This window comes from Candidatus Desulfolinea nitratireducens (genome assembly GCF_982879505.1).
This window is the reverse complement of record NZ_CEYOSI010000120.1, coordinates 1-10,463: the sequence shown is the minus strand read 5'-3', so window position 1 is coordinate 10,463 and position 10,463 is coordinate 1. Positions and strand designations below refer to the sequence as shown.

Below are 10,463 nucleotides of genomic sequence, written 5' to 3'. Positions count from 1 at the left end.
CCGTGCCTGAACGGGAGTTGATAAAGCCTCCCGCCGCTGGCAAAAACAGCGAAATTCGCGCTCAAGTTGAACTCGCCACCGCCATAGCCTAGAGTGGGCTTGACTGGAAGATCTCCCGTTAAATCGCGAGCTGCATCATCTCCCGTTTTGGCAACGAGCACTCCATGGCCGGAGCGCCCCTCCACCCAAACGAGGGTTTCACCATCACGAGACCATTGCACATCATCAAGCCGGATTTTCCGCCCCAACAGAGAGGGGGTGATCGGGGAGGGCCAGAGGCCGTAGGGGAGCATTTTTTTTGTCATGACTGCCTGCCTTATTTGAATTTAGATTCTCCTTGTATTTAACCACAAAGACACAAAGTTCGCGAACTTTGTGTCTTAATTGTGCTCAAGCCGCCGTCCCCGGCGGCGTGGGCGCGGCCTAAAGCTGATATAGGATTATATATGCGGCTCGAATTTGGCGACCAATTTCTTCTTTGGTTGATAACCGGTTACACGCTCACGCACCTCACCACCGACAAAGAACATCAGCGTGGGGATGCCCATGACGCCATATTGCATCAATATGCCGGGGTTTTCATCCGCGTCGATCTTGGCGACCTTGACTTTGCCTTCCCAGTCTTCCGAGAGTTGATGCACGATCGGGTCAACCATCTTGCAGGGGCCGCACCATTCTGCCGAAAAATCCACCAGTACGGGAATTTCAGAATCGAGGACTTCGCTTTGGAATGTTGCTTCAGTTACATTTATTTCAGCCATTAATACTCCTTAAAATCTTTTGATGTCTTCCCATATTGGATGGGAATGTGACAATTTCTATTACTTCGTTGACGGAAATTTTAGAGCATGTTAGAATGCTCCTCGCTTCGGGCGCGTAGCTCAATGGCAGAGCAGTGGCCTTTTAAGCCATTGGTTGAGAGTTCGAGTCTCTCCGCGCTCACTGAAAAGTCCTCTGGAAGAGGGCTTTTTTGCTTAAGCCATTGGTTGAGAGTTCGAGTCTTCGCGGAGAACCGTTCGTCCGGCTTGACCGGATCCTTTGGGGCTCCGCACTCACTAAAAGTCCTCTAAAAGAGGGCTTTTTTGGTCAAATTTCAGTAAGTGCAATTATATCATTTGCTCATTAGACCTCTTGCTAATGTGCTCCCGACGGCGGCTAGAGCAGTGTCAAAAATGGACTTTTGCAAGAAATCTATTTATTAAATGGGGAGTGTTTGGAGGATTTCTGATATATTGGTGATATTAAAGCTAAGCTTCAGAAGATGTTGTCAGAAAATTGACGACCCATTGCGCTAAAAGTTGATTGTTGGGGGCACCATTTTCCAGCGAATTCACAGCATTACGATGTACTTCTGCACCTACTTTTTCTTCTCTTCCTTCCAGGATTTCGACCATGTTCTCCCTGGTCAGCTCAGGATGCCCCTGGATGCCCAGCGCCCTATTATCAATGGTATAGAAAAGATTTGGGCAGAAATCGTTCCCACCCAACAACTCCGCTTCAGGCGGCAATTCCATCACCTGATCCTGATGCACAAAATATAGCGAGCACTGATCGGGCATATCGGTCATCCAGTCTTTGTGGGTGTTAATTTCAAAACTGTGCAATCCTACATCTCAGCCTTTTTCAGATTTTTCCGCGTGACCGCCCAATGCGTGGGCTAAAATTTGATGTCCGAAACAGATCCCTACCAATTTTATTCCGGCCTGATAGCAATCCTGAATAAATTTTTCGAGGTCGGCTATCCAGGGCTGGGAATCATAGACTCCCCGTGGGCTGCCAGTAATTAAATAGGCATCACAAGCTTCTGGCGATTCGGGAAACTCCCCTTGAGCCACGCGATAACCTTCATATTCAAAGGGAGCTTCAACGCTTTCAATAAAGCGGATATACGCGTCCACAGGTGTATCGTTCCAACTAACGGTATTTAATTCTTCCGGTGGAAATGCATCCAGAATGCCGATTTTCATGATTATCCTCTTTGATCTGAATATAAATGAGGCTTGCCTCTTCTACATATAAAAACAGCACCCACCGTTTTAGGCAGGGTGGGTGCTGTCTCCAGCCAATTATCTAGATTGGTTTTCGTGCCGTGATCTTGGCGCTGAAAACCGCTTTGTAGATCGCTTCGCGCGGCATCTCACCGGTATCAATTTCGCCACCCATTTGACGGATTCCGTCGTCGATGAATTCCTTATCCAGGTAAACCGGTTCAAGTGCGACGTCAACGAATCCGGCCGCCTTTATCCCTGCGACGTACTCTTCAACATCCAGCGCGCCCGCGACACACCCCGCCCAGGCACTCAAACTGGATTTGATCGAATCCGGGAGCGGCCCATCAGTGACCATATCGCTGACCGCCAACTTCCCACCGGGGCGCAGGACACGGAAAGCCTCCCGAAAAACCTGGGGCTTGTCGGTGCTGAGGTTGATGACACAATTTGAGATGATCACATCGATGCTCTCATCGGAAACGGGGAGATGCTCGATCTCGCCCAGGCGAAATTCGACATTATCCGCGCCCAATTTGGCTTTGTTGGCACGCGCTTTTTCAAGCATGGCAGCGGTCATATCCACACCAATGACACGCCCCTCCGGGCCAACCCGCTGTCCGGCCAGGAAGCAATCGATCCCGCCACCAGAACCCAGATCGAGAACGGTTTGGCCGGGTGTCAGCGCTGCCAGGGTGATCGGATCACCACATCCCAGGGAAAGACCGGTCACTTCATCGGGCAGGGCGGCTGCATCGGGGGTTTGATAAAGTTTTTCGACCGCGGCTAGCTGGGCAGAATCATCTTTTCCATCGCCACAGCAGGATGACGAAGATGAGGTGCCGCATCCACAATCGGCTTGGTTGCTGACATTGAAGGACTCTGCGATCTTGCCATAGCGGTCGCGCACGGCTGTGCGGACATCCAGTTCAATTTTTTCGGTACTCATTTATTTCTCCTAAAATTAAGTGACTACTATCAGTTCATCCCGAAGGGTGAAGGACGGATTTACAAAAGCCGCTCTTCACTCTGTCGAGTACAGGCGACTACACACCTCGCATTCGCTCGGTTTTCCGCTCAGAGACTGTGTGTTTTATATATTTCTCCTTATTACATCGTAAACCAAGTTTCCGATACTTTATATTTCGCGTCACTGCGAGCCGCCTTTGCGAAGCAGTCTCACTCACTGCATGGGAGATTGCTTCGGCGAAAACACTGCCTCGCAATGACGTGAAGAAAAAGATTAATAAATCTTATATTACATTGGATTATTTCTATTCTAAAATTCGTTATGAAAGGATGTTAGATTTGCATTGCACTTCACAAGTGCGTACCCAAGGGGGCATGCTATTGCAAGTCGGGTTTTCAATGGGTATATTTTCTTGCTCGAAGCCGATGTGCAACGCATCCTCCAGATGCAATGCACATCTCACTTATTTTTAGGATAGGCTCTTAGATATTTTTTACTCAATCTGTAGCGCAATCAACCGTCATCTCGCTTGGATCGGATCCAAAATACTTACCCTGGATCCAGAAAGCTACTGTAACCAGGCCGATCATGACCGGTACTTCGATCAATGGTCCGATCACAGCGGCAAAGGCTTCGCCAGAATTAATCCCAAAGACAGCAATCGCAACGGCAATCGCCAACTCGAAATTATTACTGGCTGCTGTAAAAGAGAGTGTGGTTGATTTTTTATAACCCGCGTTGAGCTTATATCCCATCCAAAAGCTGATCAGGAACATGACAACAAAGTAGATTACCAGCGGGACTGCGATCCGCAACACGTCTGTTGGGATGGCAACGATCAAATCGCCTTTCAGGCTGAACATGACCATGATCGTGAAGAGCAAGGCGATCAGGGTGATGGGACTGATCTTGGGAACAAATACTTCGTGATACCACTCATCCCCCTTGCTACGAACAAGGAAGAAACGAGTCAGGAATCCGGCGATAAAGGGAATCCCCAAATAAATGAAGACGCTTTTGGCAATCTCACCGATGGTGATCTCGACCAGGCTCCCCTCCATCCCAAACCAGGTGGGCAGGATGGTGATGAAGACATAGGCATAGACACTATAAAATAGCACCTGAAAGATGCTATTGAACGCCACCAGACCGGCGGCATATTCAGTGTCGCCTTTGGCGAGGTCGTTCCAGACGATGACCATCGCGATGCAGCGTGCCAGACCGATCAGGATCAATCCAACCATATAATGGGGCATATCTCGCAAGAAGATGATCGCCAGCACGAACATCAGGATCGGGCCGATGACCCAGTTCTGCAAAAGGGAGATGCCCAGGATCTTCCAGTTGCGGAAGACATCCCCAAGCTCCTCGTAGCGGACTTTTGCCAGGGGCGGATACATCATCAGGATCAGGCCGATCGCAATGGGGATATTGGTCGTGCCGACAGAGACAGCCTGATTGAATCCCTGCACCCCTGCCGGAAAGAAATAGCCCAGGCCGACACCAATTGCCATTGCCAGGAATATCCACAGGGTAAGAAAACGATCCAGAAAAGACAGGCTTTTGGGTTGCGTATTCACCACAGCTTTATTCATTTTATTCCTCCACCAAATATAAGAAATGACGCATATCGATATGCATTGCCAAAAAAAGTCCCTTTTTTATTTGGCAATCATAATTACTTTTTGATCTGGTGCAAAATCACCCGCCAATTGGCAGCAAGCGTCGGCGATCTTCTCCTGGTTAAGGGAATAGAAAACCTGCTTGCCCTCGCGCCGTGAATCAACCAGCCCCGCCTCGCGCAGAATGCTGAGATGATGAGAAACGGTCGGCTGTGAGACATGCAAGGCCTCGACGATCTCGCCGACGCTGAGCCAATTGCAGCAGCAGAGACTCATGATCTTCTGGCGAGTCTCGTCGGCCAGCGCTTTGGCAAAGATGACAGGGGTATAAGTTATTTTTGACATATAGATAATCTTCTATTTATTCAGTCGCAATACTAATAGATACTTATCTATATGTCAAGAAGAAATTCTATTAGGACTTTCGCTTTCCCTGCTCTAGCTGGATTTGCAATCCAGCGATTCTCTCACAAAGACGGGGATTGCAAATCCCCTTTGAGCATTTTTCAGCCTTTGAAGCGAAAGTCCTATCTATTTAAATTTCTCAAGGATCAGATCGTGGATTTCCCAGCCAAGTTTGCCCGCACACCAGCTCTGGTTGCCGAGAATGATCACATCCAGGTCGCCTTGGGGGTAATAATAAAGCCGACAGCTGACCCCATCTTCTTCTCCGGTATGTCCCCAGCGGACGATCTGTTCATCATCGTCGAGAATAAAATTATTGCCATAACCATATTTCCAGTCGTAGCCACGGAAACGATCTTCGTTTTGGATGACATGCGGCTTTAGCATCTCGGTGGTCATTGCCGGGGAGAGCAACTCCCCCGCACGGAGAGCCTGGGAGAAACGCACCAGATCATCGGCTGAGCAGGTCGCGCCCCCATCAGCCGCGGCAGCGGGCGTGGTGCTGTAGATATTCCTTTGCCAACGGGCAGACCCCTCGTCCGCGTTTGAAGCGGGAACATATCCCTCGGCAACTCGTTCGGCAATCTCTTCCAGCGCAATAAAATCTGCATCCCCCATTCCGGCTTTTTCAAATATATTGGATCGGATGGCATCAAAATATGATAGTCCGGTCAATTTTTGGATGGCAAGCCCAAGCAAAATAAAGCCCGCACCGTTATACTGATGCTTCTCACCAGGGGAAGAAACAGGATTAACATCTGTGAAAAGAGGCAGGTAATCTTCATTTTGGCGGAAGAGGTAAAGGGGATGCTCGCGACAGAGCGCGGCCCAATCTTCCTCCCAATTCCCGGATTCGTCGAACCAATCGGCCATGCCACTCGTCATTGTGAGCATATGCTGGACGGTTGCTTCCGGGGGAATTTTCGTCTTCTCCAGCCCCAAAAGGGAGACCAGCTTTGTCTCGAGGGTCAGTTTTCCAGCCTCGATCAATTGCAACACAGCCACAGCGGTGAACATCTTCGAAACGGAGGCAATCCGAAAACGGGTATCAAGGTGATTCAGAATCTTCCAGGCAAGGTTGGCATACCCGTGTGCAACGTGGAGGAGTTTCTCATCCCCGCGCTGGATCAATACCACACCAGAGAAATCCCCAGCATCACTTTTGGCTGTGAGCAGATCGGTGATATTTTTTTTGAAAGTCATCATTTAATTCCTCTCCACTTTCAAAAAGTTGACCTTAATCTGCCGGCGCGATCACCGGCTCTGGATTCAGTTCTCGATGCGGCTCGACTTTAAATATTTTGAATCCCCATTGGACGGCAGGTCCGATCAGCAGAGCAATAACAACCGTACCCACGCCTGCCGGGCCGCCGATCAGCCACCCCACGGTGACAACCGTGATCTCGATGATCGTGCGCGCCAGGCGCACACTGATCCCCGTTGTGCGTTTGAGGCCCAGCATCAAACTGTCACGCGGGCCGGCGCCAGCGTTCACGCCAATATAGATCGCGCTGGCCATGCCCATCATGACGATGGCAGCAAGCAGCATGGATGCTTGCAATAATAAATTATTCTCCACGGAGGGAGTATATTTTAGAAAAAAATCAAGCCATGGGCCGATACTGAGAATATTTGCGAGCGTACCCCAGCCGATCTGCTCTCGCATCAGCAGTGCTCCGGTCAACACAACAAAGCCGGAGGCGACCGATATGGTCCCGGGGGAAACACTCAGAAGGTACGCAAGTCCCACCTCCAATACACCCCAGGCCCCAGTGCCCAGATTACCCTGGATCATAAATGCAATCGAAAGACCATAGAGGACAAAGCCAATTTGGATACGAAGAAAATCACGCGGGAAAGTATTCCATCTGATAGGTTTAAACATGGTCGTTATCATACCACTGAGAGCACTTAGGGAGGGAGGCCTGCGTTGACAAGCATCGCCAAAGAGGTTAAAAATAGACTGCTGCAGTAGGATTTCGGCTGCAGTATCTCTTTGTAAAGGTCTTGATTTTGTGAATATACTCTCGATAAGCGATGTTATTATCCCATTTCTTCACAGCCCCGAGATCCGCGAAAAAATTTGCGGGGTCGATTTTATCATTGCCTGCGGTGACCTGCCTTATTATTATCAGGAATACATCTTCGAAAAACTGAATGTCCCGCTATATTTTGTGCGCGGCAATCATGATTCACCGATAGAACATAGCGCCGATGGGGATCGGAATGCGCCTCGTGGCGGGATTGATCTGCATCGCCGCATCATCCACCAGGATAACCTTATTCTTGCAGGCGTTGAGGGCTGTATTCTTTATAATAAATGGGGAAGTTTCCAGTATACGCAGGGTGAAATGTGGAGACATGTCCTCAGTCTTGTGCCTGGCCTATTGTTCAACCGCCTGCTCTACGGACGCTATCTCGATGTTTTTGTCAGCCATGCTGCTCCCTGGGGTATCCACGACAAAGCGGATTGGCCGCATCAGGGCGTCAAGGCTTACAACTGGCTCATTCGTGTTTTCAAACCAAAATATCATTTTCATGGCCATAATCATATCTACGAGACCGATACGATCATTCAGACGCAAGTAGGGGATACGCTGGTGATGAATACCTATGGCTATAGACAGCAGGATCTGACTTTCTAACCCCCAACGATCAGCGGCAAATAAATACTGGTCTCGGAGATTTGCGCAACACCTCATCCAGGCTGCTGCCCAGAATTACCTCCGCGACAGGCTTACGGCTATACCCACCCATCAGGATCATATCAATCCCCTCTTCGTCCACAGCTTCCAGGATGGATTCTTCCACTTTTCCATTTTTTTGGATGAATTTTGCGGTGATATTACGGGATTCCAGATAACGCCTTGCCCGGAACGCTGCCCAGAGGGGCCTGCTACCGCTTTCATTCACCGTTAGCACGACAAGAGATGCCCCCCAACGTCCCGCAAAATATGCCGCCATATAGAGGGCTTCATTCGCTTTCGGGCTACTATCATAGGCGATCAAAAAGCGTTCAAGCTTTCGCGAATCAGGGTGGACGGTCAGAATGGGCCGGGGACAACGCTGGATCAGTGAGCGTATCCCTGAGCTCAATCGGGATGTGATCTGGGACTCAGGTGGGTGCACCAAATATAAAACCACCAGGTCGCTCCACCGCGCCCGATCATTGATCCTGGAAGCCACCCCACCAACATCAACCGCGAATTCGCCGATCAGTCCGGCATCCTTACAACGGGCCTCGAAACGCTCTGCCAATCCTTTAACGAAATCACTCTCTTTTTCGCTTTCATGCGAAACGATATGTAACCCCATCAGATGCGATTCTTCACGCCTGGCCACTTGAATGGCTTGCTCAAGTGCTTCCCAGCTTTCTTCTTTTCCGTTAAAGGGGACCAGGATATGTCTGAAGAGATGCCCCATATCATGCGTTGCCAACTGACGTTCTCGCCATCTGCCCGGCTGGGGTCCAGGTTCCAGGATGGGGGGCGTTATTGCCGAGATGATTCTCTCAGTAACACGTGTAAGCATTCGCTTAATTCCCCCACCGCGCTGATCCACCAAATCGGCAGCGGCGATATTGGTATCTACAGACCAGCCCAATACCTTATGCAGCTTTTCCTGATGCTCAGCGATCCAGACATATAGGTCGGTTTCTGTACGTTTTGGAAAATCTCGTAGAATACCCCGGCTTTTGATGATTTCAGTCACAGGTGAGTAAATATCATGACACCAGCGGTGAGCCGCATCTTGAATTGATATTTTTTCTCCACTTTTCTCACTGAGAGTTTCCCGATGAAAATCAATATGCTTTTCAAGCACCCTATAACGTCCGGGAGCAGTGATCCCTAAGTCTATATCCGGGCAATTTTCATCAAGGCGAGTATTCGCCAAAAACTCAGCATACTCAGCCTTCAATATAAAATCATTGAGATCCGTTTCAGGAGTCAACGGAACCTTGGTGTGAATTTCTGTTACATATGCGTTTATATGCGTCAATCCCCGTTCTCTTGCGATAGAAACACGATGATTGCCATCCAGCACAAAATAGGCTTCCCCGATCTGGTAAACCTGAATAGGCGGCATTTCATCAAGATCACGAAGGACGGATTTCACTCTCGCCCAACGGGAAGATAAGGCATCTCTGCGGGGCAGAAAATTACGATTGAACTCAGTATAGCGGCCAACACTGCCGATAATGGCTTTGAGAGGGATTGATTCCAACCCGTGAACTTCCTCGCCGCTGGCTTTAAGAGCCTGACGAGCTTCCTCAAATGAAAGCAGCGTATTCGATTGCCCCGTTAGCCAACTGAAAATCTCTTGCAAAGCGGCTTTGCGGCGAGCACGTCTGAAATCATCAAGCGCAATTCTATAGCGAGGAGATTCCTTTTTCATAAGCGTTAGTATAATGTATGAGAGTTACCCTTGCTAAATTTTTTCAGTAATATATTCAAGCGCTTATGATAATTTCCAGCTACTTCTCAAAACCTTAATGACAGGCAGCTGAGACCACCGTCAAGCTTCTGAAATTCAGATACATCTACCTCTCTTATAGAATAACCAGCCTCTTCAATAACTTTCCTTGCTTTTGGAAATCCTTTTGGTAGCAAAACCGTATCATTCACCCAAATACTATTCGCCGCATAACTTTCATCTTCAGCTATCTCCAGGATATTAAATTTTTGAAACTCTTCCTTCGTCAAAAACTCGCCACAAGCGACCAGATTATTATTCTCCAGATAGGCCAACCCCGTCTTTAAATGCAATACTTCTTTCAATGTTACGACAGATCCGCTCAGACCGTATTTTTCCAGGAAAGCGATCACCTGATCAGCCCCGCTCTGATTTGTTCTTTCAGATAAACCAATATAAAAATGCGAACCGACCATCATGATATCGCCGGCTTCAACCGTTCCTGGAGCCTGAACCTTTTCAATATTGGCATAATAATCTTGCAAAACCTTTTTCATCGCAGCAGTTTCTCCCCTTCGTGATGGCGCACCAGGATTGGTAATAATCGCACACTTACTTGTCAGCAAGGCGACATCCTCTACAAATGTAGAATCTGGATATTCTTCATCAGCATCCAATTCCAGGACATCCAGCCCACATTCTTTAAGCGCATTTACATAGTCTGCGTGTTGGACAAGGGCTAGCTCATAATCAGGTAAGCCTAATTCTGCGGTGGTCAATCCATCGATCATGCTTTTTCCTGGTTTTCTTACAATTGCTCTTTTGAACATATTTATTCCTTTATATAAAATAGCTTTCTAAAACAATTTATAGTCCTGGTCCCATTGCTCTGCGTTGGGGTATTGTAGACAAGCTACAACGCAGCGAGAACAAAAGTATTTTGCGTAAGTCCTGCTTTATATATAATAGCTTTCTAAAACAATTTGTTTTGCTGGCATAATCAGCCTGATATGGTTTCATTGTATTCAATGCGACGGTTTATAATCTTATCAGCGCAGAATATTT

The 10,463-nt window shown here is 48.3% G+C and carries 11 protein-coding genes, 1 tRNA gene and 1 pseudogene; 2 read left to right on the top strand and 11 right to left on the bottom strand.

Annotation, left to right across the window (positions count from 1 at the left end):
* Window positions 1-305: pseudogene (locus AC3DOM_RS11250) on the bottom strand (hypothetical protein); the annotation flags it as partial.
* 135 nt (window positions 306-440) lie between these two features.
* Window positions 441-761 (bottom strand): thioredoxin, encoded by a 321-nt coding sequence (gene trxA / locus AC3DOM_RS11245; RefSeq protein ID WP_487919143.1) that lies wholly within the window; start codon window positions 759-761, stop codon window positions 441-443.
* Between the two features lie 109 nt (window positions 762-870).
* Here trxA and AC3DOM_RS11240 point away from each other — a divergent pair.
* Window positions 871-942, top strand: a tRNA-Lys gene (locus AC3DOM_RS11240).
* Window positions 943-1,247: 305 nt separating this feature from the next.
* Here AC3DOM_RS11240 and AC3DOM_RS11235 read toward each other — a convergent pair.
* The 7 genes from AC3DOM_RS11235 to AC3DOM_RS11205 form a co-directional block, all read right to left on the bottom strand.
* Window positions 1,248-1,559, bottom strand: coding sequence for a type 1 glutamine amidotransferase family protein (locus tag AC3DOM_RS11235; protein WP_487919142.1), 312 nt, complete (start codon window positions 1,557-1,559; stop codon window positions 1,248-1,250).
* A 54-nt stretch (window positions 1,560-1,613) separates the two neighbouring features.
* Complete coding sequence (locus AC3DOM_RS11230; RefSeq protein ID WP_487919141.1) at window positions 1,614-1,967, bottom strand: glutamine amidotransferase-related protein; 354 nt, start codon at window positions 1,965-1,967, stop codon at window positions 1,614-1,616.
* A 103-nt stretch (window positions 1,968-2,070) separates the two neighbouring features.
* The gene (gene arsM, locus AC3DOM_RS11225) at window positions 2,071-2,937 is read right to left on the bottom strand and encodes an arsenite methyltransferase (RefSeq protein WP_487919140.1); all 867 of its coding nucleotides are present in this window, start codon (window positions 2,935-2,937) and stop codon (window positions 2,071-2,073) included.
* Window positions 2,938-3,455: 518 nt separating this feature from the next.
* The gene (gene arsB / locus AC3DOM_RS11220; RefSeq protein ID WP_487919139.1) at window positions 3,456-4,553 is read right to left on the bottom strand and encodes an ACR3 family arsenite efflux transporter; all 1,098 of its coding nucleotides are present in this window, start codon (window positions 4,551-4,553) and stop codon (window positions 3,456-3,458) included.
* 66 nt (window positions 4,554-4,619) lie between these two features.
* Window positions 4,620-4,925, bottom strand: a complete 306-nt coding sequence (locus tag AC3DOM_RS11215; protein WP_487919138.1) for an ArsR/SmtB family transcription factor — start codon at window positions 4,923-4,925, stop codon at window positions 4,620-4,622.
* A 186-nt stretch (window positions 4,926-5,111) separates the two neighbouring features.
* Entirely contained in the window at window positions 5,112-6,188 is a 1,077-nt protein-coding gene (locus AC3DOM_RS11210; protein WP_487919137.1) for a serine hydrolase domain-containing protein, read from the bottom strand.
* A gap of 34 nt (window positions 6,189-6,222) precedes the next feature.
* Window positions 6,223-6,870, bottom strand: coding sequence for a YczE/YyaS/YitT family protein (locus AC3DOM_RS11205; protein WP_487919136.1), 648 nt, complete (start codon window positions 6,868-6,870; stop codon window positions 6,223-6,225).
* 130 nt (window positions 6,871-7,000) lie between these two features.
* Between AC3DOM_RS11205 and AC3DOM_RS11200 the strand changes: the two genes are divergently transcribed.
* The gene (locus AC3DOM_RS11200; RefSeq protein WP_487919135.1) at window positions 7,001-7,630 is read left to right on the top strand and encodes a metallophosphoesterase family protein; all 630 of its coding nucleotides are present in this window, start codon (window positions 7,001-7,003) and stop codon (window positions 7,628-7,630) included.
* 10 nt (window positions 7,631-7,640) lie between these two features.
* On the opposite strand, the gene AC3DOM_RS11195 is transcribed toward AC3DOM_RS11200, so the two are convergent.
* Both AC3DOM_RS11195 and AC3DOM_RS11190 read right to left on the bottom strand, forming a co-directional pair.
* Window positions 7,641-9,380, bottom strand: a complete 1,740-nt coding sequence (locus tag AC3DOM_RS11195) for a universal stress protein (protein WP_487919134.1) — start codon at window positions 9,378-9,380, stop codon at window positions 7,641-7,643.
* 86 nt (window positions 9,381-9,466) lie between these two features.
* Entirely contained in the window at window positions 9,467-10,228 is a 762-nt protein-coding gene (locus AC3DOM_RS11190) for a dimethylarginine dimethylaminohydrolase family protein (protein ID WP_487919133.1), read from the bottom strand.
* Window positions 10,229-10,463: the final 235 nt, after the last annotated feature.